Source organism: Paenibacillus sp. JJ1683 (assembly GCF_053006485.1).
Map to the genome: position 1 here is coordinate 5684003 of NZ_CM129820.1, position 23946 is coordinate 5707948.

A 23946-nucleotide genomic window follows, 5' to 3' on the forward strand; every position below is an offset into this window, starting at 1 on the left:
ATTACTAGGCACAGATTAAATCATGTATAGGATCGCTACTCTATTTTAATTGCCTCGATATAAAGTTCAATTCTCACTTCATTCGCGACAACAATCCCGCCTTTTTCCAGATGGGAGTTGAATGTCAAGCCGAATTCATTGCGTTCAATACTGGCTGTAGAATGAAATCCTACACGTTCCCGGCCGCGAGGGTCTTTGTTAAGTCCTTCAAAAACGGTATGAAAAGTGATGGGTTTTGTTACTCCATGCAGAGTTAGATTGCCCGTAAGTTCATATTGCCTTTCGCCAGCAAGGACGCAGCTGGTGCTTTCAAACGTAATGGTTGGATACTTGTCTGCATGAAGGAAGTCGTCGCTCTTCAGGTGCTCATCTCGTTGCGATTGGCGAGTTGTGATACTATTTGCATCTATGGAAGCCTGAATACCCATGGTTGCTAAATCATTAGGATCAAAACTCAAGATCGCTTGGAAATGCTCGAATACTCCTTTGATTCTATTAATCATTAAATGCGTTACTGAAAACTCAACGGAGCTGTGGTCCGGATCAACTTCCCACTTGATATTTTCCATGAATAAGTTCCACCTCTATAATAAGATTTTGAGAAGGGTCGCTCCCTCTCAAGGCACTGCGATATTCGCATACTCCTAATATACAAAAACGCTACTGACAACGGGATGTCAGTAGCGTTTTAGCATTTTTTTGGCTTCCTCGTTGTCTATAGTCAATAAAGTTATGTACTAAACAATAAAGTTGTGTTCTAACTTATAGTAACTTGTGAGTGACTGGAAGCTTGCGGAAACAACCTGTGAAGCTGAGTAAGGACGAAGATCGATCAAGGTCAGCAGATTGCAAAGCCGTTTTGGGGTAGCTAAACCAGACCCTATATCGAAACTTTAAACCAAACGGACTTTTCTTTGCAATCCACTAAAGAGAAGTCGCCGTATTTGTTATGTGACGTTTCTTAGTTTTAAAAATGAGTTTAATCTCTTGTTTTTTATTTCTGATTAGCACGTTGAGAGAGCCATTCTTTTTTCAGTAATGCATATTGATACGTATTCTCGTATTTCGGCGTGCCGTCTTCGTATTTAACAAATGAAACGAATTCCATGAAGCAGCCTTCCTGGCGAAAGCCCAGTTTATCACACAGCTTCTGGGAACGGAAGTTATCGTCCTCGACATAGGCGTACAGTCTCCTTACTTCCTGTTGCGTAAAGAGATATTCTATGAAGGCGTTGGCGCTCTCACTTGCGTACCCTTTCCCTTCAAATCTGGCATTAAAATTCCATCCAATACCATACGTATCCGAATCTCGTTCTTCCTTCATACCAAATAGTTCTCCGATCAGTTCGTTGCTGTCTTTCAGGCATACCGCGATATGGGAGTCGTCACCGCTTCTTTTTTCGACCTCCTCTGTAGCTTCCTCCAACGTCGAAATCTGGTGATCCATAAAGCAGTTAACTCTTGGATTAGCTGTATACTCCAACAATCCGGCAGCGTCGGTTGCGGCAAAATTCCGCAGGATCAATCGGTTGGTTTCAAGTATTTGCATGGATATACCTCCAATTGTTATTTAAACGGACAATAAAGTTGTGTACGAGATATTAATGAAACATCACGAAGGTGAGCTTGCAGGTGCCAATCAATTGAAGGCTGATACTCTAAACTTATCCGTCAACATTTTATGGATAATTTATACACGCCTTCCTCACGATTCGTCTTTGTCGAAATAATCATTTGGCAAATGCAGTTCTCGCAAACAGCTGATAAATTCTCCTTTGAAATTCGGATTGCTTTTATATTCCGGCCATACCGCCTTATAGTAAGGTAGCAACTTCTCATGTGGGATAATGCCCCAGTATAAAATCAAGTTATTCAGAACCTGCGGGCCGCCCCCCATCAGCATCTGTTCAATGATCTGCCAGCTTCCCAGCTTGTTTTCGCAACTGCGCGCGGCATAGATGGCAGTGGTTTGCATTTTCAGGTCGGCATGACACAAGAAAGGCGCAAAGTTCTGAAGCGTAATCGCACCGTAATTCTCCAAAATATACCCTGCATAACGCAACGCTTCTGGGTCGTCAATCCTGTCAAGCCTTTGCAAGATCACTGAAATAAACTTCGTTAAATCCTCAGTTTTACTGGAAGCGTGCAGAATCTGTAAAGCTTGAAGAAAATCCTCATGTTCATCCGATTGCAACAGCTCCAGAAGATATTTTCTACCCGTGTCAAAGGAAGTTTTGCAGATAAGCCTAATGGCTGTGGTCCGATTTTTGGGGCTTTGTTCCGCAATATTTTTCAAAAAAGCAAGGGTTAGCTGAGAGACCTTCTTAAACTTGAACAATCCATCAAGCGCTTTAGCTTGGATTTCTTCGTTTGGAGCGCTCTGATAAATCTGGATCAGTGCATTCTCATCACCCGGCATTCGACTGCCAAACCACCCGATATCATAATCCAGAATAATTTCATCCAGCCAGCGCTCATACCAATCCAGAAAGCTACCTTCATAGACAAAGAAAAAAGGATGATCGGGATGAAAATCGGAGGTGCACACAATTCTCCCCCTATATTTCCCTTCAAGTACGAGATACATGTCGTATTCGCAACCTTGGGTACCTATGCACAACATGCCGCCCAACACCTTATTACAGGTGTCGTCGTATTCCTCATCGGGAATGTCCTCGTCCCTGGTCAGGGGCTCAATCAGATGGTTCCATTCCTCTTTGGTCATCCCGGGATGCAGAACGGATTTTGCAAGGAGCACCTGGCGCTCGGTGTAGGAAGTTGCCTTTCCAAGTGAATAAATTCCATAGTAGGGTCCGGCGCCTCCGTTGCCGATTTTCATTAAAAACAGCGCGTAAGGCTCAGGAAGTGTGACCTGATTGAGGGTTTGCCAGTCCTCTAGCTCTTTTGCTGTAAGCTTCTCTTTAACCCTATATTGATGTGAGGATGCTCCAAACACCGAGAAGTCCGCGTCCTTGCGCATGGCTTGACTCAGTTTGTTTTTTATTCGATCCAGTTGCGTTTCTTTCTTCCTAAACCACATATTTGAACTCTCCTGTTGACCATAGCCAGGTTTCCTTGTTTGCTTATCCAGCAATTTTATTGTTTTTTCTATGGGTCGTACCTCTTTAAAATGATATGTATCTAGAGTACCACAGGAAAAATCCATATGAATGGAATCTATATGTGGATTAGACTATAATCACCTTGTTATTCATGTAAGCCACTCCTCATTTCTCGGAAATTAACGACATAATTATTTAATTAAACTCATTAAACGCAGTTCATTTTAAACAACATAGAGTGAGGGAGAAAATAATGAAAAGCCAATTAAGAAATATTACGGTCGACGGTTATGCCTTCGTTTATTGGTATTCAGGCGGGTCTCGCTTCATCCTAAACCTATCTCCCAAAGAGAATAAAAACATCAAAGTCACGCTCATCTTCCAGGCAGATCCTCCCGATGAAGAGCCTCGTACTTATTGGGCCTTTTATGATATTTCAGCACAAAATAATAACATGGAAACTGTCCTCCATCTGGGTAAACCCAAGCATATCGCTGAAATTATCTCTTACTTGATGGCAAAACGACAAGAGCTTTTGACCCAGGGGAAACCTCAGGTTCTGGATAATGCCTGGGATTTATTAAAGGAGATGGGCTATTCCGAGCTAAATCCAATCTGGATTAGACAGTGGTAGTCCTAATGGCTTGTGGGCTAGCCCCCTTTGACCTGACCACTCAAAGGGGGCTTAAAGTCCACAGGGGTACGATTATTCGTTATTCGGCGTAGTCGGACTAGCCGAGGGCATCAAGCCTTTAACAGCGCCGAGAAACGGGCGAATAGACTTGATCATGCCGTAGCCCATCTTCACAACCGGGACAAATTTCTGGATCATGCCGAACAGTCGCAAGCCGCCGCCGAGCATACCGCCAAGCCCTCCTGCGCCTGCAGTGGAGCCGCCAAGGCCGCCTAACAGCGAGCCCATCATCGGCAGGAATGCCGACACCTTGGCGTCCGGCTTGCGAGAGCGCGAACGGCTAGACGGTTTACGTGCACCGCTTTTCCGGTTGCCGAGACGGACGCCCGGGGCATGCGAACTGGCTCTGCGTTTGAGAGATCGGGAATCTTGCTTCCTGGAAGGAGCACGCGGGGGAGCCCCAGCACTGGAAAGTACCAACCCGCCGCGATTAACGTCGGTGATGTAGCCGACATAAGTCTCTCCGCTGTGCAGGGTGACACAGACCGGACGGCCTTGAAACTTCTTAGCCCGTGCACGCATCTCTTTCGATTGTGCCATGGAAGTTCACCTCGCTCACTGATTATAATTCAGTTTACGCCAGGGGCGGGCTTCCTGCTTGTGCGAATGGGGCATACGCACGCCAAAAATCGCCTAACGTGCTCGTTAGCCCCACGCCAAATCAAGAGAATTGCCAAAAACCTGCTACTGGATGTTGTATCTCAGTCGTCCCCACGTTGGCGAAAATATATAGTGATCCAAAACCAAAGGGATAATTGTAATCCTCTTGAAGCAACGTTTTGGGATAACCATCTTCATCTACCTGAAATAAAAAAGAGAATGATTCCTCTTTCAACTTCGTAAAATAATAGTCTTCATTTTGAATAAGTCTCGGGTTTCCGCCTACTTTGATCAAAAAAGGCTGATCCATCGATTTTTTGTCATGGCTTAATTCCCCATCTGAAATTGCATGCTTTACAAGCCCTGGGTTAGTAAACATATCTTTGACACTTTCAGTTGAAGTGGGATGCTCAATCACCTTGACCGAGCAATTAGGATAAATGTTGTTTTCTAAATACTCCTCATAGTCTTCAGGGATGAAGATCGAAATCATGCTCTCCGGTTTAAAGGGATGGACGAGGCTCAAGTAAAAAACATATTTTTGGTTATCTTCGTGGATGAGGTCCGATTGATTATCAAAAAATTCGGGCGCATTCCCGCCGATCCAGCCCGCACTATGCTTGTTCGATAGGATCGACCCCGCATAATAAAGAATACATTCCGTTCTCTCAGCTAAAATATTCATTTGATATTCATTAGGCATTTTACAACTCTCCCTCAAGAAACGCGAAACCCCTTACTCCGCTGCTTCCGCCAGCCATGCTTGCATAGCTGGCGACTCTGCCTGATTCAAACGCAGGGCGATTTCGGTATTGATCTCATCTGGCCGCATGATCTCGACAAGGACACATACAGACTCTCGCGGTTGATTCAAGGCAAACACGCCTTCATCATCGAGCATTTTCATCGCCAGCTCCATGGCCTTCAGCCTCGAATCAAATTCACGATTCCATTCATCAGCTTCAAGCTCCACAATGGAAGGACGCTCCATAAATAATTGTTTAACATCATCGAAGTCCTCATCCTCGTAACAACAATAGGGTGAATCGGCTTCTGCCGCCAGCGCCTGTATTTCATGCGTCGGTTCCATGACAATCGCCCCTTAGCCCTATAAAATATATATCTTATTTCCATTATAAAAATTGTTCGTTCTAAATTTACCTACTTTTCGCCTGAATCCTGGAAATGTGTGCGATTAAGGTTCTAATTCAAGGTGCATCTTGGCTTCCGCCTCATCCCATGGCACCGAGTAACCCGCCCCTTTGGCGCAAAAGATAGAGGAGGATGTATACAGTGGGTCTGCCCCTTTGCGGTAGCCCATCCGTTCTATGACTTCCTCCGTATTATGACAGCGATCGTAGCCGCTGAACACGCAACGGATACTGCCTCGTCCATGCGTAAAGGATGCAAATTCGGTACTGTAGTTCATGAAAGTCGACACAGGCACCCTGCCCGTGACCACCGCTTGCGTTCCGGTTGTCTGCGGTGGATTAAAAATACCCGAAGCACGCTGAATATCGGACAGCACCCTGCCCATTTCATCGATAGCGACCTTGATTTTGAAATCGTAATAGGGCTCCAGCAGCACATTGTCCGCCTTCTCCAGCCCCTGCCGTAGTGCTCGAAAAGCAGCCTCACGAAAATCGCCACCATGGGTATGTTCTTTATGCGCGCGCCCCCTCAGCAGCGTAATGTTCACGTCGGTGACCGGCATGCCAGTCAGCAGTCCGTGATGCTCCCGTTCATAGAGATGATTCCGAATCAGATTCTGATAGCTGACATTCAGATCATCGGCATGACATCTGCTATCGAACATAATGCCGCTGCCCCTTTCTCCCGGTTCAATCAGCAGATGCACTTCCGCATAATGCCTGAGCGGTTCGAAGTGGCCGTACCCTTTCACAGCCGATTGAATCGTTTCCTTATACAAGATTTCCGGTTGTCCAAAAGAGATAGCAAAGCCAAACCGCTCTCTAACAAGCTGCACCAGCACTTCCAGTTGAATCAATCCCATGACGCGGATAGAAATCTCCTGCAATTTTTCATCCCAAACGACGTTTAGAGACGGCTCCTCCGCCTCCAGTGTGCGAAAAGCACCGAGCACCTTCTGTACATGTATCGAATTGTCGAATAATACCTTCGATTGTAATGTCGGCTCCGAATCGTAAGCTAACTTGTCCGATATCGACCCCAGACCTTGTCCGGCCTCGGCGGCGGACAATCCGGCAACCGCAAACAAATCGCCGGCCTCCACTTGTTCCACCGGCTGCGATTTAAGTCCGTTAAACAAGAAGAGCCGCGTAATTTTTTCGTCATATTGAACCCCGCCGCTCTCGTAACTAAGCTGTTCTCTCACCTTCAGCCGACCACCCAGCGCCTTAATGAACGTGAGTCTCACTCCGCCTGCATCGTGCCGAATTTTATAAACCCGCCCCTGGAACGAAGCATTCTCGTCATAAGTGGTTGTCGTCAGCAGATGCAGCTGATCCAGAAATTCAACGACGCCTGTATCCTGAAGCGCAGAGCCGTAAGCACAGGGGAAGAGAAGACCCGCCGCTATCATCCTCTGCAAGGCCTCCAGCCAGAAGCCGGAATCCTCTCTCCCCTCCAGGAATGCTTCCAGCAATGCTTCGTCTCGCTCCGCCATGGCCTCCCGCAGCGGCTCGCCGACTATGCCGTCAGCCAAGCTCTGTGTAATGCAACATACTTCCCCCGTTAACTGCTGTCGGATATCTGCCTCGGTTCTGCCTACATCCGCGCGGATCCGATCCGTTTTGTTGATAAAGAAGAACGTCGGAATCCGATGTTTGCGCAGCAGCTGCCAGACCGTCTCCGTATGGCCCTGGACACCTTCAACTGCGCTTACAATCAGGATGGCATAATCAATGACCTGAATCGCTCGCTCCATCTCCGGGGAGAAATCGACGTGTCCGGGCGTGTCTATTAAATAATAACTGTCTCCTTTATATTCCATTACCGCCTGATCTGCGAACACCGTAATGCCCCTTGCCCGCTCGATGTCGTGGCTGTCCAGAAACGCATCCTGATGATCCACCCGCCCACGCGACCGGATACTGTTCGTATGGTACAGCAGCTGTTCCGCAAAAGTTGTCTTACCTGCATCCACATGGGCGAACAGGCCAATCGTTAGTCGCTTCATAGAATCCCACTTTCAACGTTTCTTGTTGATACTACTCATTTTATTAAAGCATAGAAATCGGGAGAGTGGGTAGAAGTTGGTTTGCGCTCACAACTTGCTGGTAAGCCAACATAACTTCAAACTTGGTAGTGGCATCACCACATTAGGGATAGCAAACATAGCAAACATAAGATATCGGAAAGTAAAATAACTCCTCAATTAATGCCGAAAGCGAGTATTGTCAGAAATGGGTCTGAGTTACTGTTTGTTTGAAATAACATTATCGAGAAACTGAACTGCGTCACTATTAAATTTCCAGGAGATCCCAAACTTATCAACCAGCATTCCAAAACACGAAGACCAAGGCGTATTTGTTAACGGCATCACAACATGGCCGCCAACAGACAAATGTTTAAAGTATTCTTCCAATGTTTGTTTATCATGATTAACTAGACTAATAAATACGTTATTTCCTTTCACTAGTTCCCCTGTTACCGCCATCATGGAAGGCAAAACATCCGACATCATGATTTTTCCGCCTGCAAACTCGACTGAGGACTCCATGATCATATTTAATTCATTCTCCGATAATGGATAGTTTGGATCTTGCGAGAAATCCTTAAATTTAACTTTTTTAACTTCTCTCGCGTTTAAAGCCTTCGAATAAAAATCAATCGCTTGTTCTGCAACTCCATCAAAGTTTAAATATACAATAGCTGACATAAAGTAAAACCTCCTTCGTGTTATACATGCAGTATAATGAATAAGAGGTGACAGATGTATGTCACCATTTATAGATATAGTACAAAAAAAGAAGGAGAACCTATGGAAAAGGTCGAGAGGTTAATATCCATCATCATGATATTGCTGAAAAAAGACATCGTTACAACAAAAGAATTCGCACAATTATTTAACGTTTCCAAAAGAACGATCCTTCGGGATATGGAAACTCTGAGTTTATCGAACATCCCGATCTATTCTATTCATGGAATTCATGGCGGCTATGGCATTATGGATGAATACAAGGTTGATAAACGTCTTTTAAGCAACTCTGACTTGGAGAATATATTGACTGCGCTCGGCGGATTAGGACAAATTCTAATTAGTGAAGAAGTTGAAGTGACTATTAAAAAAATAGAAGCCATGGTTAGCCCATTGTCTCCAAAAGGTTCAATCCAACTGTCATTTTATGATTGGGAGGGTCGGTCTGAGATTCTTCAAACCTTGAAGATATGCCAAGAATCGATATCAAAGAGAAAGTTGGTCTCATTTGATTATATAGATAAAAATGGCACCGCGACGAATAGAATTGTCGAGCCATATCAGCTCCATTTTAGCGAAATGAGTTGGTATTTGAAGGGATTCTGTTTACATCGTCAGGGATATAGAACATTTAAATTATCCAGGATCGATCATCTTCTTATGGAGGAAATCACATTTAACCCTAGAGTTGATTCATTGGGACAAGAACATGAAGCAAGTTATCAATCGGAATCAGTCTCTATTAAGGCATTAATTTCGCCTAGCATAAAAGATCAATTTATAGAAAGGTACGGCCGAAAGAGTATTGAAAACTATAGTCCTGATTATCTCTTAGCCACCATCCGTGTTCCTCAAAACACTAATGGATTTCAATTTTTAGCAAGCCTCGGTACAAATCTAGAAGTCGTAGAGCCCAAAGCATATGTTGAAGAATTTCGAAATTATTTAAATAAAATGGTGGCGATATATAATGAAAACCCCAATTAATTCTGATAAATAAAGAGAGAGTGTGGTGGATTCTTTTTATACTAATTCTTTAATTTGGGTGGCCCCGTGAGGGAAAATTTACAGGTTTACGTATCCTCCACTTTCAACGATCTTATTGAGGAGAGACATACCGCTGTTGAAGCCAATGATACGGTTCAGCTTAACGTCGCTATCAGCGAAATTACTAAAGGAGCTGCCGCCGTCAGCTCCTTGTTTTAACTCGTCTGGTGTACGTATTGTCATTTTCTGTCCTGTTTACCCACTGGAATGCTCTGAGCAAAATGAAATACATTATGAGGGTCGTACTTTCGTTTCACTTGCTTCAATCTGCCAAAGTTCACGCCATAATACGCCTTGGGCCAGTTCTTAATCTGCAGATCGGGAAAATTCACATAATTCCCTTTAACAAAGGGACGTAACGCTTTACGGAACCTTTCCACCCACTGAATATTCCGCTCCTGCTCCCCACTATTTCTCCAACGGGCTGACAGTTCGTAGATTGTCTCAGCCTTCCGATGAGGATAGGCCGTTGCAGTAGGCGATACTCGACTCACCGCGCTTCTTGCACCGCCTAAGCTCTGACTCCACACGCTAGAATGCCTGTTGGGTGCTTGAGCTAAAAAGTCGCGTATAATTCGTACTCCTTCAGGCGGTAAAGGTTGGAACCCGTAGGCCCCAGTTATTTTAAACTTTGGTTCCAAATTCAGGTCCGATTCGGCAAAAAAATGGGTTGCTTCAATAAAAGGTACTGTCTTCACCATCACCTTCACCGGGGTGCCTGCTCGCAAGAGCGGTCTAATCAATCGACGCAGCTCCTCTGCACCACCAAGCAATTGCCCGGTAGATACAATGGTTCCCACCTGCTTGGCAGCCACCTCAATGGTTGAGGTTAAGCGGTTTGTGACCGATGGGGCCCAGCGTTGCCAAGCCGGTAATACCTTCTCAAGATCGCTCCATTTCCACGTAATACTGTATATAGAAACCTTCGAAATCGGTCTAACTCGAAATGTAAACTCGGTAGCAACACCAAAGTTCCCTCCCCCTCCGCCTCGCGATGCCCACAACAGATCGGAATGTTTCTTGCTGTTCGCCACAATCGTCTTTGCCCCATACCGCCCCGAAGCTACGACCATCTTCACTTGTTTCAAGTTATCGCACGTAAGTCCATATTTGCGGGAAAGAAGTCCAATGCCTCCTCCCAGGGTGAGCCCAGCTACGCCTACATCGGGTGCAGTCCCCGCCGGAATGGCCACACGCTTATTCCACAGCTTCTTGTACACACGGGCAAGTGGATTTCCTGTTTGGACAATGGCCACTCTATTTTTTCGATCAACTGTAAACTTATTCATCTCGCTCACATCGATAATAATACCGCCATTTACAGTTGAGAAGCCTTCATAGCTATGCCGTCCGCTGCGCACTCGTAGCCGTATGCCCCGCTCACGAGCCCATTTGACTGCGTTGATCACATCCTGAGTTCGTTGGCAAAAAACAATGACCCTTGGAAATTTGGAAAAACGCCTATTGAACTCCATTCTGGCCATATTGTATGACGGATTCCCCGGAATTACGATCCTTCCGGTTAATCGCGTACTTTTCTTTTGCAACTTTTGTGCCATCTACTTTACACCATCCCCGTTCATGACATAAGCCTTTCTCTTCAGCTTATTTCTATGTAGAGACACCTGGCCTAGTAACGGCACACACCCAGTGTGAATCGTAAAATAGTTCAAACCACTATGAACTAAGACATGGTCATTTATCTAAGTTGCCGATTCGCTTTGCGTCTGAGGGGTTACACCTAGAGGTGAGACGATACGCACGCTTTTCATCAACGAGGGCAGAAAAGGAGCCATCCGTAGTCAGATAGCTCCTTTTCTTATTCTCAGTACGAATTATTCTTGTACAATTCGAAATCTGCTAATCCTTTCGCTCACTTGTTGGCTTGATTGTTTCAATTGTTCAGCTGCACTATGCAGATGGGAATACGCTTGACTCTGATCGTTAGAAGCCGAACTTATCTCTTCTGTGGCAGAAGCTGCGTCTCGAGCTACATCGGATATCTTGATAATGGATGAGATGACCTGTTCCCTGCTAACATTCATCTGCCCTATATCCCCATCCATCTCTTGAATCGAACTGATGATTTCCTTTAGCATATCCATAATCGATTCAAAAACCGTTCCCGACTCCTGAACAATAAGAGATTGTTCGGAGATAATCACCTCTGTCTGATTCATGACCTGCAACGTTTGGGAAACTTCTGCCTTGAGGCGTGCAATAGTTGTGTTAATTCTCTCTGTTGATTCATAAGTCATGGTCGACAGCTTGCGAATCTCTGTAGCGACGACTGCAAATCCTTTTCCGGAATCGCCGGCACGCGCCGCTTCTATGCTCGCATTTAATGCGAGGAGCTTCGTTTGCTCAGATACTTCATTAATCGTTTGTACGATTGTGGAAATCGTAAGCATCTGTTCTGCCAGGCCTTCAATATGTTGTACGACTAATTGGTTTGCTTCTGTCGTTTGGAGATTGTGATCCTGTAATTTCTTTACTTTATCCATGCCGCCTCTTAAGACGATTTCCGCCTCCGAAGACAAGCTGGTCATTTTTTTGTTCCTTACATTTACCTTTTCAATCGTGTCCGATAGCGCCATCGTTTCACGGCTCGTTGCCTCTGTCAAGGACGCTTGCTCGGAAGCACCAACTGCAATTTCATTAATGCCTGACGTCATTTCCTCGCCGGTTGCCGTTGTTTGTTCCGCGATAAAGGTAAGTTCATGAGCGGAAGTATTTACACGGCCAATCGATTGGCTTACTGTCGAAATGAGTTCTTTCATACGAGATACCATTATATTAAAATCAGCGGTTAATTGCCCGAGCTCATCCTGGGAGAAGGTACGTATATCGACGGCCAGATTGCCCTCCGCAATCTCTCGCACACGTCCACGCAAATAACGGATCGGATGATGGATGGATCGGATGATCAAATAACCAAGCAACGACGAAGCGATCAAGCCTGCCAATGTTAAAAGGATACTGATCAATCGCAGGAAGCTGTATTGTTTTTGTGTGCTGTCCAACATGATTTGGTTATCATCGTAGTACAGATCGCCTATGTGATCCAAAGCGTCTTCCATCTGGTCAAACTTTTCGCTGCCCTCCTGATAAGAAAGAAGATTCGCCCTTTCACGGACAGTTGAATCCTTTGACGATAATCCGTCAATCACTTTCTTGGAGACCAATTCATACGCTTCAACCGTTGCTTCGTAGTCTTGAATCAACTTTTCTTCATTATCAAAAATAGTTCCAATTGACTTATACTTATTAAGCTTCTTCTTTGCCGACTCCTTTTGTTTCCCGTAATCCTCCAGTTGTTTCGAAAATTGTTCCGACCCTGGTTCATAACTGTACAGCGATCGCTCTGCCAACAGCATCTGATATAGGTCGATATCTGCTGTACGAATGAGATCAATGACTTCCGCCCTAACACTAAGGCTCTCCTCAAGCGAGGATTGTACCCGCTTCAGATTGTAAATCCCAACGCCTCCGATCACAAGGCTAGTGATTACAGTAACGACGATCGTTAGAATTACCTTGTTCCTGATCGTCATCGTGAACTTCCTACCTCTCATTATGCCTCACTCCCATCTAGTCCCTCTCGAGGTAACATAAAATAATATTCGACAAATAATATTCGACATGGTTTGCTAAACACCTTTCTATACAGCAGAGTTATGACGAAATCGTGAAATTGTTAGAAACCAAGAGTCACACACATGGGATTACGTTTCCAAACCCCATTTTTCCTAGAGAGGGAATGCTTAATTTTTAAATCACAATCGAAATACTCTGCCCCTTCATCCTTCGCTTCATTTTGACAGCAAAGGACCCTTCTGCATGGATTGCAGAAGGGTCAACGGTTAAAAATGGTGTGCTGTTACGGTTCACCGTATCGGATCTAACGGCAAATAAAAAGGGTCTGTTTACAGTGTCTCACTTAAACAACCACTTTAGAGTAATCCTGGAGTCATTAATCCGAACGATGAGACGACCGTTACATTCGGATAGGTCCATGCGCTGACGATTTTAGCCATATCCACAACTCACCCACTTGCATTTTTTTACAAATTGGAATCATACTAACATGACGATGTTGTTCATTATTCCATCCCGCTAAAGAAAGGTCACCTGCCAAAATGGAAATAATTAGAGGTTTGGGGCTGGTCGCAGGGAGAATCATTACCATGATCCCGCTCATGTTGTTTGTCACTTTATTTATGGGGAGAAAAGCCATTGGGAACTTCCTGTTTTTGATTTTTTAGTTATTTTAATTTTGGGAGCTCTTGTTGGAGCAGATATAGCCGACCCTGATATTCGCCACATCCCAACAGCCTTCGCTATCGTTAGTATCGGGATCGTTCAAAAGATTTTCTCAGTTGGGGTACTTAAATTTCGTTGGTTCGGTAAATTGGTAACGTTCGAGCCTATCATCGTTATATCTAAAGGTAAGTTCATAGCTAAAAACATTAGAAAAACGAAATATTCCATAGATAACATCCTGCAAATGTTAAGAGAGGAAAAGATTTTTGATGTCACTCGCGTAGAAATTGCAGTCATTGAGGCAAATGGAAAATTGAGCATTCTCGAAAAGGCCAATCGTTCAAGCTCCTCCACCATATCTTATCCCATTGCTCGGGAGGGGAAAATCGAGAAACGAATCCTCCACGAACCTGGAATAAACGAACTTTGGGTTAATGCCCAATTAGCGGCACAGCAAATTCAAATCAATGAAGTCTTTCTAGCGACAGTTGACGATCTGCATCGTGTATCTATTACAAAATATATGGATAGCGATCTTACAAACTTGCCCCCTGTTCATCACTAGCCTAAGGAGAATTTCATTTATGGCTGTGGAGAACAAGGAGCTTGAAGTTAACCTGGTCATAACAAAATGGAATAACTTCAACGGACGTGGCAAATGCTGAATTATCGAGTAACCGCAGAAAGAAGTTTTCTCATTCTTTCAATTGTTGGGGTATCCAAAGGAATATTAACTGTAACCTGGAGGTCAACGGAGTCCATAGCCTGAAAGGAAAGATGACCAAAACGAAGAGAACCGACAACAGGATGATTAAGCAGCTTTTCACCTTCCGGCACATTTATAACTTGATGCAACGGCCACCATTCCCGGAACTCCTTACTTTGCTGGTGCAGGTCCTCAATAAACTCTCCCCACCAAGGATCCCCGACTGTATTTGCATAGTTGGCCCGAAACTGGGCTAACCGATGTTTGGCGTTCGCTTCCCAACTGTCACCCAGCATCCGCTTCGCATTATTCGTAGTGAATAGGCGCCATATCGAATTTCTATCTCTTGCCGACATTGCTTCGTAATCTCCAAAAACAAGAATCGCGGCCTGGTTCCAGGCTACGACATCCCACCTTGAATTTACCACAAAGGCAGGGCTTTCCCCCTGTCTGTCCAAAAAATCCTGCAGTAGCCGGCTTACCTTGTTCTGTGGCGCTTGATTACTCGGGGGTAAGTGTCCTGCAGCGAGCAAGAAGAGATGTTTTCGCTCAATGTCATTCATTCGCAGCGCACGGGACAAGCCATCAAGCACCTGGATGGATACCTGAATATCTCTCCCCTGCTCCAGCCATGTATACCAATCCACACTGATACCAGCGAGTATGGCAACCTCTGCCCTCCTAAGACCAGGTGTCCGCCGTCTTTCACCGGAAGGCAAACCTACCTGCTCCGGAGTCAGACGGGCCCGTCGGGTACGGAGGAATTCAGCTAATTCTCCGGTCTTTTCGCGTTCCTCCTGCATTTCATCTCATCCCTCCAGTATTTCTTTGTATTCTGGGAGTAACACTCCTAGGTTAATTCCTTCTCTCGTTATTCTATATCATCGATTATATACTGATGTAGTCATATTTTATTACAAGATAAGGTTAGGAGGAGATTCTATATGAACCAACTAAATGGCAATCATTTGAAGGGTGGGGAACGAGCACCGTTATTGGATTGGAACAAGACTTCTCTGGTCGTCATTGACCTCCAAAGATGGATTGGCAGTCAGTATGCTCCTTATTCTGCCGAGATGGTCATTGCAAATTCAGCTAAGCTGGCCAATCTTTTTCGTAACAAGGGGGCTTTTGTGAATCTTGTACACGTATCCAGTAAAGACTTCAAGGATATACCTTCTCCCAAGCTCGATATCACGGTACCTAGATTGAACCTGATAGAGGGCTGGGATGAATTTGTTCCCGAGCTCGGAGTGACCGAGACAGACCATATCATCTCCAAAAAACAATGGGGGGCTTTCCATGGAACAGACCTTGACCTGCAGCTGCGCCGCCGAAATATTGATACGATCGTTTTATGCGGTATATCCTCAGGTATCGGAGTCGATACAACCGCAAGAGAGGCATTTCAGCACGGCTATCAACTTATTTTTGCAATTGACGCCATGACCGGGTTCACCAAGGCCGAACATGAGCATGTACGGGATGTTATTTTTCCGAGGATTGGCCGGATTCGCACAACGGAAGAGATTCTAGAAGGGATTTAGGTTCGCTTTAAAAGGGAAACCCGATTGTGTCTAGAATCAAAATATGCTTTTAAAAATATGGTTGGCTATGGCTCAAGGCCATCCATCCCAAGGATCTGGCTGCAGGCATACGCGTGGTTCATGCCGGAGGCACCTTAATAACGCAAGAGATGGCGGGCAAAATGATTAAAAGCATGAGCATGAACAATACCTCCACCGTAAAAAGTAATGAGTACGGGCTCAGCGCCCGTGAACTTGAAGTGCTGCATAAGCTGGCTTCCGGCCTGCGCAATCAAGACATTGCTGAGGCGCTTTTTCTTAGTGAAGGGACTGTTAAGAATTACATCTCATCGATTTACTCGAAGCTTCAGGTCAAGGGAAGGCGAGAAGCTGCCCGCATAGCCCGGGATTCGGGCATATTGGATCACAAGTAACCATAAACCATGTCATGACCAAAGAACACTATCTCTTTATGACTTTTCCAGCATAAACTCATAGCTACCAAACGTTATAGGAGCTGATGAAGGACATGAGGAAAGTAAGGTCCAAAAACATAGAGAGGCTGCTTCGCTTTCCGATAATCTGGATGCTTATGGGTGCGGTTCCCTGCGCTGTCTGTAACGGCAAGTTTTAAGGCCATCCTTTGCTGGATGGCCCTTTTATCATGTCCCATTCGTGGGGGCTCTTCTTTCTGCAGGCAAAAGGCCGCCTTCCTTATTCCGTTTCATTTGGAGATGTTAACGGATTTTTGAGGGCAGGGAGTAGAACGCCGTCGATTAGCGAAGTGTAGAAAAGCTTGTCGAATGTTTTGCGCTGTACGAGTCCGCGATAAGAAGCCATTGAAGTAATAACCTGGCAGGCCATTTCAATGTCCGCACGGGTGGAGATTTCACCGCGGCCGACGGCCCGCTGCATGAGCTCACGATTCACTACAGCCCACGGTTCGAAAATTTCTCCGTTAATTGATTCCCGATTCTGCGAAAAAAAGGAGCCCAGGCCTGCGAGTACTCGAAGTTTGCGTTCACCTTCTTCGAGCGATTGCGGCTTCAATAGCGCAAGCAGATCATCGCGCAACGTTCCCGTATCGGGCAAGAGGTGAAGCTCAAGATGATTTCGATTCATCCAGGTTAAGGCATCTCGGACTAACTCTGTCTTGGAGGACCAGCGGCGATACACCGTCGCCTTTCCGGCCTTCGCTCTAGCTGCGACCATGTCCATTGTCATTCCATCGAAACCGGCTTCGGCGAGGATGTCGATTGTCGCTTCCAGGATTTTAGCATCCCGCGTGTGATCTCGTTTCCGGCCTAATGTTTTCTCTGGCTTTTCCGCTACTTCGTCAGCTAATTTAGACCCGATTGACTCTCTACTTTTCATTTTATTCATTACATTTAACCTTCCTTTTCGGAACTAATTAGTTTCGGAACTTGACGGTATCGTATTGTGGTGCTTTAATTTAAGTATCCCACACAGAACAGGGAATTTAAAGGAGGAGTATACCATGGATAAAAAGGTCTGGTTTATCACGGGGGCCTCTCGCGGTTTAGGACGCATATGGGCAGAAGCCGCGCTCACGCGTGGCGATAAAGTTGCAGCTACCGCCCGCAAATTGGAGGACGTTGCCGATTTGAAGGAACGTTTCGGAGATCTCGCTCTTCCCATGACACTCGACGTAACGGATGCTGAGCAGGTCCGCCAGGTCGTTCAGCGGGCTCATGCCCATTTCGGCAAGCTGGACGTTGTCCTCAACAATGCCGGTTATACTTTGGTCGGAATGATCGAGGAGGCAAGCGAAGCCGATGTCCGCGCTCTGTTTGATGCGAACTATTTTGGTTATCTTCGAGTCATCCAAGCTGCCTTGCCACTACTGAGGAAGCAGGGCAACGGCCATTTGCTCAGCGTTTCAAGCTCCCTTGGGATCGAGGCAAGACCGCTCATCGGCTTCTATTGCTCCTCCAAATGGGCGGTCGAAGGACTCCACGAAAGCCTGGTGCAAGAGGTCAAGGACTTTGGGATTAAGGTGACACTGCTTGAACCCGGTGCCTATGCGACTGAGTTTGGCGCTTCAGGTAGGCGTGTACCGGAAATGGACGTCTATGCCGATGTACGGAAGCAGGTGTTCACGCATCTATCAACCGAGAAACGCGGCAACCCTCAATCGACTGCAGAAGCCGTTCTCAAGATCGTGGACGCAGCGGAACCCCCACTACGATTTGTGCTCGGCTCGGAAGTCCTGCCTATAGCACGCGGCATCTATGCTGACCGTCTAGCCACCTGGGAAGCCTGGGAGACTGTCTCGAATGCAGCGCAAGGCAACCCTATGCAATAAGCCGTTGCAATTGGACTGGAACGGACATCTACATCACTTAGCAGAATATATATCCGATAACCAACCGGCTTTCTATTTTAGCAAGGAGCCTCTCCGAATTTTTTTTCGAAGAGGTCCCTTGTTGTAACTATAGATTTAGCCCTACTTGTGATACGGTTCACCTTATCACTCTAACGGCGAAAAAAAAGCCGTTGTATTTCGGTTCTCCGAGCTATAGGTAATGAAAGTTTTAGGGCCATCCTTAGCCTCCCTCATCTATGAAGAAAGAACAGGGCGGTCGCCCCTGTCCTTTTTTACTTTAACTAAATTTTTCTATTATATATTTTAACTGTAATTGGAGCGACAATCATAACAAGGAGTATGCCGATAAAGATGGTCATTGATGCGCTTGAAGTGAACTGTCCATGATTGGCTAAATCTTTAAAAGCCGTGACCAAATAAGTAATAGGATTATGTTCAGCTACGCTCTGCAAAAAATGGGGCAACGTATCAATAGGCACGAAGGCGTTGGATAGGAACGACATCATCATGGTAACCATTGTCGAAATACTAGAGATCGTTGATGCGGATTTGGATAGCAGACCAATCAATGCAAATACCCAACTGATTGCGCATGCGCCGAATATGGCCAAAAGCGAAGCGACGATCAACCACCCAAACCCGGCTTCCGGACGCCATCCAAGAATAAAGCCCGTACCGATCGAGAAAAAAGCCGCCGCGACATATCGTAAAATATCTGATGCCACTAAACCAGCCAGTGGAGCAATCCGGACAATGGGTAATGATTTAAACCGATCAAAAACGCCAGTATCCAAATCTTCTCGTAATTGCGTGCCCGTTGCCGATGACGACATGACCAGTGTTTGAATTAGAATTCCCGGCACGATGATTGGCAAGTATCCTTGTACACCTCCAGCAATCGCACCTCCGAACAGATAAGAAAAGACGATCATGAAGAAAATAGGTATTACAGTTACATCTATCAATTTATCGGGATTATGTTTGATTTTCAGGATATTTCTTTTTGCCATTACAACAATATCATACAGAGCGCTCTTTAAGTTGTTTTGTTTGCTTATCATGGATTCCATGTTTATCCCCCTAATTATTTAGTTAGTTCCAAAAACACCTCATCAAGCGTCGGTTTTCTAACCGAAAACTCTTTGATTTCTATATCTTGCTGAGTTAAATCTAATAGTAATCTCGTCATCACTTTCGTGTCTGCCAGCTTAACGGTCAATTTGGTTCCTTCGGGTGAGATCATGGCCTCCTGAGCGATCTCCGCCTTGATTAGTCCTTTGGCTCTTTCGGCGTCCCTCATATACTCCAGAGTAATTTCAAAATGGGTATCGCTTAACAAAGACTTCAATTCATTCGGCGTTCCCTGAGAAATGATTCTTCCATGATTAATTATTGCTAGTCGATCTGCTAGTTGATCCGCTTCCTCCAAATACTGAGTTGTCAGCAAGATCGTTGCCCCGTCGCTTGCCAAGTTGCGGATCACTTCCCACATCTCTCCTCGTGTGCGTGGGTCTAAGCCCGTTGTCGGTTCATCAAGAAAAATGAGTGGGGGCTTCACGATTAAACTCACCGATAAATCCAACCGTCTACGCATCCCGCCCGAAAATTCACGAATCGGTCGATCCTTTGCCTCGGTTAATGAAAACTGGTTGAGAAGTTCAAGAGCCCTCGCTTTGGATTGACTCGCTGATAAACCATTCAATTGCCCAAAGAGCTTCAGGTTTTCCATCGCGGTCAATTCCTCATCAACGGTTGCATATTGGCCCGTCAAGCCAATCAAACTTCGAACCTTTTGAGCGTCTTTGGTGACGTCTTTGCCAAAAATCATTGCTTTGCCTTTTGACACTTTAGTAATCGTTGCAAGCATTCGTAAGAAAGTTGTCTTTCCTGCACCATTCGGACCCAGAATCCCGAAGATCTCTCCTTTCTTAATATCCAAAGAAATACCATCGACTGCTCGCTTGTTAGGAAACTCTTTAACGATCTCTTTAGTTGAAACGGCTAGCTCTGTCATTCTGTTTTCTCCTTTGCGCATTTAGTAAGGGTACCTTTCCAATAATATAAGGTACCCTTATTAAATTGTCAACAATATAATTTGAATTACTTCGGTGACCTGATAAAATAGAGGGGGACGGAGAACAAATAAGGGGAAATTATTGTGGATGAAAAACAATTAAACGTCGATATAACCACTAACTTCATGAAATATAATGATTTACTTACGGCGTTCTTAAAAGAAAGCAAACTTAAAGGCAGCAGCGTGTTTACCTCTCCAAATCGAGGGCAAGGGAAAATATTGAGTATCCTTCATCAGACGCCAAGTATTTCCCAAAAGGAATTAGTCAATCAATTGGATATGCGCCCGCAATCTGCTTCTGAAATGATTAAAAAGCTAGAAAAAAAGGGATTCATCGAGCGGTATAAATCTGAAGAGGATCAACGCGCGATGATGATTACGCTAACTAAAGCCGGCAAAGTAGTTTTAAATCAACCCGGAGATTTTCAGCCTGTATTTTTAAATGTTCTAACGATGGATGAAAAACAACAATTTAATCGAATACTCGAAAAACTTGTATCCGAAATTGAACCCGAAGTCGCGAAATTTCGAAACAAGCAATAGGGGCGTCATTTATAGATGCCGAAGGGGGGGTACCAGCAGCACGCTTGAATTTCCGGAGAAGGTAGGTTGCGAAAATCAAAGGGAGCCGTCCCTAAGTCGATGATTTGGGGACGGCTCCCTTTACTGTTTACCTCACTTTTCGCTTGCTATTAATTTTTTTGGGACAATCCAACGTATTGCAGCGAGCAAATTTCGCCCTACTTATGATACGGTTCCCCCCGATTAATCTTCACCGCCCGATAAATCTGTTCCACCAGCACCAATCGCATCAGCTGATGTGGCAAAGTCATTCTTCCGAAACTCAGCTTTTGCTGGGCGCGGCGGAGGACTTCGTCAGAGAGTCCGTGGCTTCCGCCAATGACGAAGACAACATGGCTTGTACCGTAGGTCCCAAGCTTGTCCAATTCCTCCGCAAGTTCTTCCGAGCTCCACAGTTTGCCGTCGATGGCGAGCACAATGACATGTGCTTCACTTTTCACATGAGCAAGGATACGCTCACCCTCTCGCTCCTTGACCTGTCGGACTTCCGCCTCGCTCAGTGTATCAGGAGCCTTTTCATCCGCTACCTCGATCATTTGGAGCTTGATGTATGGTCCTAGCCGTTTAGCGTATTCCTGAATGCCCATGACCAAATACTTCTCTTTTAACTTCCCCACACCTATAAGCTGAATAAACAAATTCCATACCCCTATCTATGTCGAATGATAATGTAAAATCGTATTTACGATCCCTAACTTAAAAACATACCTGTATCATAGTTATTTTAGCACCTGAAACGTCTCTTACCTATCTATTTCCTCTCCGTTACAAGCCTATTCCCTGTTCAGATCATAGCGGATCATTCATTTAGGCCTCATCACAATGGAATGCTTTCAGTTCCGTATTCATCAAGACACTGCATTACTATCTGTCGATATTCGCTGATTTGCTCCGCTGTCGCTGACTCGCGTATTGATTCGAACAATGCTGTACATTTCTTGAAATTTCGATCGTTACCCGACTGATCGGCTAATTGCATCGCCTGCACAGTAAGTCCCACTGCATCCTGTAATCTGCCGCACTTCCGATAGTACAAAGCCAAATGATAGCAGTAGCTATAATAGTAAGATATGTTCTCTGCGTCTTCATAACTCTCAAATTCATCAATCTGCTCTGCAAACGTATGTAAGATATCTGCCACATCCAAATGATACATAAGCGCTGCCTGTAATATGGTATTTAGCCCCGGTAATATTTCCTCTAGATTATCCTGCAAAAAGGCTACATATTCCTCGATCAGCTCTATATTTCCAGATAAAATATCTACTGCATATAAATTAGTTTTGGCTAAAAACCTGAATTCCTCGACAACCTGATTGTCTTCTTCCTCTAAATCCTCCATCCACCCTAGCTCAGCATACTTATAGATGCACTCCCTTGCCTGCTCATATGCACCCTGATGCTGGTGAGCCATTCCGCACATCAGGTGACTGAGCCCAAAATAATATACCAACGGACGTTCTAAATTGACATGCGGGATGGGTAATTTCATTGCTTTATAATACTGCCTTTCTTCGTAGATACGCTGGACACATTGATACAAAATATCCGCCGTCTCCATCACCTTTTTCCAATTTTCAAAAGCCACAGCCATCTCCAAAATTTCAACAATGATGTCCGGTTTGAGTGATTTCAGGATAGAAGTTTCCAAGAGTATCCTCTCCTCATATTCCCATGTACAGCCAATTGTATAGAAATTGGAATAGGAGGTCAATATAAAAAGTACTTAAGAGTACAATTTTATGTTTTTTTATTTTGCATAAGATGGTCTGTAACGATATTCTCTCCTCTTCTAACCTTAAGTGGAGGTGATCACATGAGTTTACCAGAAAGTGTCGGAAACCGGATACGGGAGCTAAGAAAGGCTAAAGGATGGACACAGGAACAACTGGCAGAAGCCGCAGGACTTCATTACAGTTATATTGGCGGAGTTGAACGTGGAGATCGAAATATTTCATTGGAGACGTTGGAAAAAATTATTTTAGCGCTAAAAGTTCCAGCCTTTGAACTTTTTCAATTCGATGAGCCTACGGATCGAAAACAAATCATAAATGAACTTATGTTACTCATAAATTCAAGAGAAACAACAGAACTCGAAATTCTTACTACTATTACTAAAAACATTGTTGGTTTAGTTGAGTTACAGCATAAAAAGATTTGAACTATTCCCTTCTACCTGACTTTTACACTTCATCTTCCATAAGCTTGTTATGAGGTGGTTAATATGACAAAATTACGAAATTCGGTTGGGGAAAGAATTAGAGCAATTCGGAAGGCTAAGGGATTAACACAGCAACAACTTGCGGAGCTTTCAGGATTAGATGATGCATATATCGGATCACTAGAGCGTGGCGAAAGGAACTTTTCGATTGATACCTTGGAGAAGGTGTTAACCGCCTTAAACGTGTCTATCAGTGAGTTGATGTTTTCCGAAGAACATATGACTACAGACGAAATGATTCGGCAAAAAGCGATAGATGAGTTTGTTGCGCTCACCAGCAGATTAAATAAAGAACAAATCGGGATTCTTAGACGTGTTAGTAAAGAAATTTCACGCGCGTTCGACTAAGCCATTCCACCCTGAAAAGTCTTAAATAAAACCAAAAAGAGCACCCCACAGGTGCCCTCAAACCTTTTTATATAAAAAACTTAAGCATATAACATAAAAAAGCTCACTTCATGTCCCAGTTGCTTCAAATAATTATAGATCTGGGAACGGTGATGGAACACATGGGTCACAGTCTCAATCTGCCATTGAACCTGTAGATGCCCATGCTCCATATAAAAGGCCTTCGTCGAACGATTCAGATAATCGTCTTCGCTAAGCGAAAGAATGTAAGCCTTATATGCCTCAAAATTCTCCCTAAAAGTCTCAGCCAAGCGCTCGGGATCTTCCACTCCGGACAGGCTATTTTCAATCTCTCCTACTTCTACCTCGGACTTCTCCTGCATAATCGCAAGATCCGAAGCTGGAATAAGCACAAAGTGGTGCACTAACTCCAGCAGCGAACGGAAATTGTCCTGTGGACGAAAGCTCCAATCCTCTGGACGTATTTTACGAATCAAGGCTTCCCCCGTCCGTACCCCGGTCTCCAGCTCATTCAGCAGATGATCGCGAACTTGCAGCGTTCCACTCATATT

At 44.8% G+C, this 23946-nt stretch carries 27 protein-coding genes; 10 read left to right on the forward strand and 17 right to left on the reverse strand.

The genetic code is table 11. The annotated features are described in order from the left end of the window. Positions 1-35: 35 nt before the first annotated feature. From ACUC6J_RS24590 to ACUC6J_RS24600, 3 genes are all read right to left on the reverse strand, one after another. Positions 36-569 (reverse strand): YceI family protein, encoded by a 534-nt coding sequence (locus tag ACUC6J_RS24590; RefSeq protein WP_017426023.1) that lies wholly within the window; start codon positions 567-569, stop codon positions 36-38. A 425-nt stretch (positions 570-994) separates the two neighbouring features. Then, complete coding sequence (locus ACUC6J_RS24595; RefSeq protein ID WP_017426022.1) at positions 995-1549, reverse strand: GNAT family N-acetyltransferase; 555 nt, start codon at positions 1547-1549, stop codon at positions 995-997. Between the two features lie 156 nt (positions 1550-1705). Next, entirely contained in the window at positions 1706-3040 is a 1335-nt protein-coding gene (locus ACUC6J_RS24600; RefSeq protein ID WP_242211437.1) for an SMI1/KNR4 family protein, read from the reverse strand. A 275-nt stretch (positions 3041-3315) separates the two neighbouring features. Between ACUC6J_RS24600 and ACUC6J_RS24605 the strand changes: the two genes are divergently transcribed. Continuing rightward, the gene (locus ACUC6J_RS24605) at positions 3316-3696 is read left to right on the forward strand and encodes a hypothetical protein (protein ID WP_017426020.1); all 381 of its coding nucleotides are present in this window, start codon (positions 3316-3318) and stop codon (positions 3694-3696) included. A 72-nt stretch (positions 3697-3768) separates the two neighbouring features. Here ACUC6J_RS24605 and ACUC6J_RS24610 read toward each other — a convergent pair whose 3' ends face one another. The 5 genes from ACUC6J_RS24610 to ACUC6J_RS24630 all read right to left on the reverse strand — a co-directional run bounded on the left by ACUC6J_RS24610 (position 3769) and on the right by ACUC6J_RS24630 (position 8218). Next, positions 3769-4296, reverse strand: a complete 528-nt coding sequence (locus ACUC6J_RS24610; RefSeq protein WP_017426019.1) for a hypothetical protein — start codon at positions 4294-4296, stop codon at positions 3769-3771. Between the two features lie 121 nt (positions 4297-4417). Then, positions 4418-5059, reverse strand: coding sequence for a hypothetical protein (locus ACUC6J_RS24615; protein ID WP_017426018.1), 642 nt, complete (start codon positions 5057-5059; stop codon positions 4418-4420). A gap of 33 nt (positions 5060-5092) precedes the next feature. Further along, positions 5093-5446 carry a DUF4303 domain-containing protein gene (locus ACUC6J_RS24620; RefSeq protein ID WP_017426017.1) on the reverse strand — a complete coding sequence of 118 codons (354 nt, stop codon included), beginning with the start codon at positions 5444-5446 and terminating at the stop codon, positions 5093-5095. Positions 5447-5551: 105 nt separating this feature from the next. Next, positions 5552-7516, reverse strand: coding sequence for an elongation factor G (locus tag ACUC6J_RS24625; protein ID WP_017426016.1), 1965 nt, complete (start codon positions 7514-7516; stop codon positions 5552-5554). Between the two features lie 237 nt (positions 7517-7753). Beyond that, a complete protein-coding gene (locus ACUC6J_RS24630; RefSeq protein ID WP_447249568.1) occupies positions 7754-8218 on the reverse strand; it encodes a VOC family protein in 465 nt (154 codons plus the stop codon). A 102-nt stretch (positions 8219-8320) separates the two neighbouring features. Between ACUC6J_RS24630 and ACUC6J_RS24635 the strand changes: the two genes are divergently transcribed. After that, a complete protein-coding gene (locus ACUC6J_RS24635) occupies positions 8321-9244 on the forward strand; it encodes a helix-turn-helix transcriptional regulator (RefSeq protein WP_019689064.1) in 924 nt (307 codons plus the stop codon). A gap of 66 nt (positions 9245-9310) precedes the next feature. After that, positions 9311-9463: a DUF4062 domain-containing protein gene (locus tag ACUC6J_RS24640; RefSeq protein WP_447249569.1), complete on the forward strand. Its 153-nt coding sequence runs from the start codon at positions 9311-9313 to the stop codon at positions 9461-9463. 20 nt (positions 9464-9483) lie between these two features. Here the strand turns inward: ACUC6J_RS24640 and ACUC6J_RS24645 are convergent, their stop codons facing one another. Beyond that, the gene (locus tag ACUC6J_RS24645) at positions 9484-10863 is read right to left on the reverse strand and encodes an FAD-binding oxidoreductase (protein WP_447249570.1); all 1380 of its coding nucleotides are present in this window, start codon (positions 10861-10863) and stop codon (positions 9484-9486) included. A 276-nt stretch (positions 10864-11139) separates the two neighbouring features. Then, entirely contained in the window at positions 11140-12858 is a 1719-nt protein-coding gene (locus ACUC6J_RS24650; protein ID WP_447249571.1) for a methyl-accepting chemotaxis protein, read from the reverse strand. Between the two features lie 722 nt (positions 12859-13580). Between ACUC6J_RS24650 and ACUC6J_RS24655 the strand changes: the two genes are divergently transcribed. Next, positions 13581-14132 (forward strand): DUF421 domain-containing protein, encoded by a 552-nt coding sequence (locus ACUC6J_RS24655; RefSeq protein ID WP_257126515.1) that lies wholly within the window; start codon positions 13581-13583, stop codon positions 14130-14132. Positions 14133-14233: 101 nt separating this feature from the next. On the opposite strand, the gene ACUC6J_RS24660 is transcribed toward ACUC6J_RS24655, so the two are convergent. Then, entirely contained in the window at positions 14234-15076 is an 843-nt protein-coding gene (locus ACUC6J_RS24660; RefSeq protein WP_340866030.1) for a helix-turn-helix transcriptional regulator, read from the reverse strand. A 141-nt stretch (positions 15077-15217) separates the two neighbouring features. Between ACUC6J_RS24660 and ACUC6J_RS24665 the strand changes: the two genes are divergently transcribed. Both ACUC6J_RS24665 and ACUC6J_RS24670 read left to right on the forward strand, forming a co-directional pair. Beyond that, positions 15218-15820, forward strand: coding sequence for an isochorismatase family protein (locus tag ACUC6J_RS24665; protein WP_447249572.1), 603 nt, complete (start codon positions 15218-15220; stop codon positions 15818-15820). A gap of 161 nt (positions 15821-15981) precedes the next feature. Beyond that, positions 15982-16233 carry a response regulator transcription factor gene (locus ACUC6J_RS24670; protein ID WP_306459322.1) on the forward strand — a complete coding sequence of 84 codons (252 nt, stop codon included), beginning with the start codon at positions 15982-15984 and terminating at the stop codon, positions 16231-16233. A gap of 280 nt (positions 16234-16513) precedes the next feature. Here the strand turns inward: ACUC6J_RS24670 and ACUC6J_RS24675 are convergent, their stop codons facing one another. After that, the gene (locus tag ACUC6J_RS24675) at positions 16514-17173 is read right to left on the reverse strand and encodes a TetR/AcrR family transcriptional regulator (protein WP_231124970.1); all 660 of its coding nucleotides are present in this window, start codon (positions 17171-17173) and stop codon (positions 16514-16516) included. Positions 17174-17297: 124 nt separating this feature from the next. Here ACUC6J_RS24675 and ACUC6J_RS24680 point away from each other — a divergent pair, with 124 nt between their 5' ends. After that, complete coding sequence (locus tag ACUC6J_RS24680) at positions 17298-18125, forward strand: SDR family NAD(P)-dependent oxidoreductase (protein WP_019689072.1); 828 nt, start codon at positions 17298-17300, stop codon at positions 18123-18125. Between the two features lie 302 nt (positions 18126-18427). Here the strand turns inward: ACUC6J_RS24680 and ACUC6J_RS24685 are convergent, their stop codons facing one another. Further along, entirely contained in the window at positions 18428-19216 is a 789-nt protein-coding gene (locus ACUC6J_RS24685) for an ABC transporter permease (protein ID WP_031462530.1), read from the reverse strand. A gap of 14 nt (positions 19217-19230) precedes the next feature. Continuing rightward, positions 19231-20160: a daunorubicin resistance protein DrrA family ABC transporter ATP-binding protein gene (locus tag ACUC6J_RS24690; protein ID WP_017426002.1), complete on the reverse strand. Its 930-nt coding sequence runs from the start codon at positions 20158-20160 to the stop codon at positions 19231-19233. A 144-nt stretch (positions 20161-20304) separates the two neighbouring features. Here ACUC6J_RS24690 and ACUC6J_RS24695 point away from each other — a divergent pair, with 144 nt between their 5' ends. After that, positions 20305-20766 (forward strand): MarR family winged helix-turn-helix transcriptional regulator, encoded by a 462-nt coding sequence (locus tag ACUC6J_RS24695; protein WP_123797855.1) that lies wholly within the window; start codon positions 20305-20307, stop codon positions 20764-20766. 197 nt (positions 20767-20963) lie between these two features. Here ACUC6J_RS24695 and rlmH read toward each other — a convergent pair whose 3' ends face one another. Further along, entirely contained in the window at positions 20964-21443 is a 480-nt protein-coding gene (rlmH, locus tag ACUC6J_RS24700; protein ID WP_447249573.1) for a 23S rRNA (pseudouridine(1915)-N(3))-methyltransferase RlmH, read from the reverse strand. Positions 21444-21622: 179 nt separating this feature from the next. Further along, positions 21623-22456, reverse strand: a complete 834-nt coding sequence (locus ACUC6J_RS24705; protein WP_447249574.1) for a DNA-binding protein — start codon at positions 22454-22456, stop codon at positions 21623-21625. A gap of 165 nt (positions 22457-22621) precedes the next feature. On the opposite strand from ACUC6J_RS24705, the gene ACUC6J_RS24710 reads away from it, so the two are divergent. Together ACUC6J_RS24710 and ACUC6J_RS24715 are read left to right on the forward strand one after the other, a co-directional pair. Then, positions 22622-22966 (forward strand): helix-turn-helix domain-containing protein, encoded by a 345-nt coding sequence (locus ACUC6J_RS24710; protein ID WP_016822479.1) that lies wholly within the window; start codon positions 22622-22624, stop codon positions 22964-22966. Positions 22967-23029: 63 nt separating this feature from the next. Further along, on the forward strand, positions 23030-23374 hold the full coding sequence (locus ACUC6J_RS24715; RefSeq protein WP_447249575.1) for a helix-turn-helix domain-containing protein: 345 nt from the start codon (positions 23030-23032) through the stop codon (positions 23372-23374). Positions 23375-23454: 80 nt separating this feature from the next. Here the strand turns inward: ACUC6J_RS24715 and ACUC6J_RS24720 are convergent, their stop codons facing one another. Further along, a complete protein-coding gene (locus ACUC6J_RS24720; protein ID WP_290409636.1) occupies positions 23455-23943 on the reverse strand; it encodes a DinB family protein in 489 nt (162 codons plus the stop codon). Positions 23944-23946 lie beyond the last annotated feature (3 nt).

Coding starts and splice junctions, on each gene's coding strand:
- ACUC6J_RS24590 (WP_017426023.1), bottom strand. CDS start 569: ATGGAAAATATCAAGTGGGAAGTTGATCCGGACCACAGCTCCGTTGAG.
- ACUC6J_RS24595 (WP_017426022.1), bottom strand. CDS start 1,549: ATGCAAATACTTGAAACCAACCGATTGATCCTGCGGAATTTTGCCGCA.
- ACUC6J_RS24600 (WP_242211437.1), bottom strand. CDS start 3,040: ATGTGGTTTAGGAAGAAAGAAACGCAACTGGATCGAATAAAAAACAAA.
- ACUC6J_RS24605 (WP_017426020.1), top strand. CDS start 3,316: ATGAAAAGCCAATTAAGAAATATTACGGTCGACGGTTATGCCTTCGTT.
- ACUC6J_RS24610 (WP_017426019.1), bottom strand. CDS start 4,296: ATGGCACAATCGAAAGAGATGCGTGCACGGGCTAAGAAGTTTCAAGGC.
- ACUC6J_RS24615 (WP_017426018.1), bottom strand. CDS start 5,059: ATGCCTAATGAATATCAAATGAATATTTTAGCTGAGAGAACGGAATGT.
- ACUC6J_RS24620 (WP_017426017.1), bottom strand. CDS start 5,446: ATGGAACCGACGCATGAAATACAGGCGCTGGCGGCAGAAGCCGATTCA.
- ACUC6J_RS24625 (WP_017426016.1), bottom strand. CDS start 7,516: ATGAAGCGACTAACGATTGGCCTGTTCGCCCATGTGGATGCAGGTAAG.
- ACUC6J_RS24630 (WP_447249568.1), bottom strand. CDS start 8,218: ATGTCAGCTATTGTATATTTAAACTTTGATGGAGTTGCAGAACAAGCG.
- ACUC6J_RS24635 (WP_019689064.1), top strand. CDS start 8,321: ATGGAAAAGGTCGAGAGGTTAATATCCATCATCATGATATTGCTGAAA.
- ACUC6J_RS24645 (WP_447249570.1), bottom strand. CDS start 10,863: ATGGCACAAAAGTTGCAAAAGAAAAGTACGCGATTAACCGGAAGGATC.
- ACUC6J_RS24650 (WP_447249571.1), bottom strand. CDS start 12,858: ATGACGATCAGGAACAAGGTAATTCTAACGATCGTCGTTACTGTAATC.
- ACUC6J_RS24660 (WP_340866030.1), bottom strand. CDS start 15,076: ATGCAGGAGGAACGCGAAAAGACCGGAGAATTAGCTGAATTCCTCCGT.
- ACUC6J_RS24665 (WP_447249572.1), top strand. CDS start 15,218: ATGAACCAACTAAATGGCAATCATTTGAAGGGTGGGGAACGAGCACCG.
- ACUC6J_RS24670 (WP_306459322.1), top strand. CDS start 15,982: ATGATTAAAAGCATGAGCATGAACAATACCTCCACCGTAAAAAGTAAT.
- ACUC6J_RS24675 (WP_231124970.1), bottom strand. CDS start 17,173: ATGAAAAGTAGAGAGTCAATCGGGTCTAAATTAGCTGACGAAGTAGCG.
- ACUC6J_RS24680 (WP_019689072.1), top strand. CDS start 17,298: ATGGATAAAAAGGTCTGGTTTATCACGGGGGCCTCTCGCGGTTTAGGA.
- ACUC6J_RS24685 (WP_031462530.1), bottom strand. CDS start 19,216: ATGGAATCCATGATAAGCAAACAAAACAACTTAAAGAGCGCTCTGTAT.
- ACUC6J_RS24690 (WP_017426002.1), bottom strand. CDS start 20,160: ATGACAGAGCTAGCCGTTTCAACTAAAGAGATCGTTAAAGAGTTTCCT.
- ACUC6J_RS24710 (WP_016822479.1), top strand. CDS start 22,622: ATGAGTTTACCAGAAAGTGTCGGAAACCGGATACGGGAGCTAAGAAAG.
- ACUC6J_RS24715 (WP_447249575.1), top strand. CDS start 23,030: ATGACAAAATTACGAAATTCGGTTGGGGAAAGAATTAGAGCAATTCGG.
- ACUC6J_RS24720 (WP_290409636.1), bottom strand. CDS start 23,943: ATGAGTGGAACGCTGCAAGTTCGCGATCATCTGCTGAATGAGCTGGAG.